The organism is Variovorax sp. CAN15 (assembly GCF_030462475.1).
In the GTDB taxonomy this organism is placed as follows: domain Bacteria; phylum Pseudomonadota; class Gammaproteobacteria; order Burkholderiales; family Burkholderiaceae_C; genus Variovorax.
On record NZ_JASMRZ010000184.1, the window covers coordinates 1 to 1,179 of the forward strand.

Below are 1,179 nucleotides of genomic sequence, written 5' to 3' on the forward strand. Positions count from 1 at the left end.
CCAGTGCAGTCGCGTGGCATCACTACCTCGAGCCCGCGCATGCGCGCGTCAGTGGCGGTGCTGAGCACGCACTGGTCGCTGGCTACCCCGGTGACGATCAGCCGCTCAACGCGAAGCACGCCGAGCAACTGCTCCAATGGCGTCGCCACAAAGGCCGACTGTTGGGGCTTCAGCACGAAGTAGTCGTCGTGGTCGGGCAGCAGCATTGTGGTGATTTCGGCGCCGCGGCCGCCGCTTGCAATGGAAAGCTCGACCAGCGCGCCAAAGTCTGAACGCCAACGACCCCGATTGTCGTTTGCATAAATTACCGGCACGCCAGCTGACCTGCAGCGTCGCTTCAGGGCGGCGATGCGACGCGACACCGCGGCGGCAGTGGGCAGAAGCTTGTCCGCATCGGGAAAATCCCAGGAACTGATCATGTCCACCACCAGCAAGCCAGTTGCGCCATTGGCGGCCTCGGCGGCCAACCCGATGCCACTGCCATTGACAGCGCCTCGCTTTGGAGATGTGCCAGTGCCTCGGACCGCCATCGTTCAATCCCTCAGAAAATCCAGCAGGCGCGCAGCAAGCTGCGTGGGTGAGCGGGTACTACTTGCTCTTGGCCGCGTCGTTTGCGGTGTCCGAGTTGGTGGAGCTGCGGCTGCCCTTCAGGTACAACTCCACATCGGCGGCCTTGTTGCCAACCTTGGCGATGGCTTCGGTCAGCTGCTCGTCGGTCACGTCGAACTCACGCGTCCAGCGCGCGACCTGTCCGGCGTCGTTCCTGTCGATGTGGGGCGTCGTGGAATCACTTTGATTTGCCATGAGATCTCCTGAACTGATTGGAAACTGCGCTTAGAGCGGTAGGGCGCGATCAGCCTCGAGAGCGGCGGGGCGGGCAGCAGGCTGCGGACCCGAAGGTGTCAGCACGACCTTGCGACAGTCCTCCTCGGCCTTCTCGAAGATGTCATAGCCGCGCGCGGCGTCTTCCAACGCCATGTGGTGCGTGATGATCACCTCAGGCTTCAGGTCGCCCGCCTGAATGTGCTGAGCAGTCGGCGTGACGAGCATCGGCATTCCCGACCACCTGTCGGCGATGATCGCGACGCGCCTGCTCGGACCTGGCGATGTCGTCATCGCCGTGAGTTCGACGGGACGCACGGCGGCCACGCTCGCCGTCGCCGATGCGGCTTCCTCGGC

Annotated in this window: 2 protein-coding genes and 1 pseudogene; all 3 read right to left on the bottom strand. The window is 64.0% G+C overall.

Annotation, left to right across the window (positions count from 1 at the left end):
- Nucleotides 1-467: isochorismatase family cysteine hydrolase (locus tag QMO14_RS33260; RefSeq protein ID WP_301512390.1), on the bottom strand; the 467-nt coding region annotated here is incomplete at its 3' end.
- A 121-nt stretch (nucleotides 468-588) separates the two neighbouring features.
- Entirely contained in the window at nucleotides 589-804 is a 216-nt protein-coding gene (locus QMO14_RS33265) for a DUF3606 domain-containing protein (RefSeq protein WP_301512391.1), read from the bottom strand.
- Nucleotides 805-834: 30 nt separating this feature from the next.
- Nucleotides 835-1,029, bottom strand: a pseudogene (locus QMO14_RS33270) (hypothetical protein); the annotation flags it as partial.
- Nucleotides 1,030-1,179 lie beyond the last annotated feature (150 nt).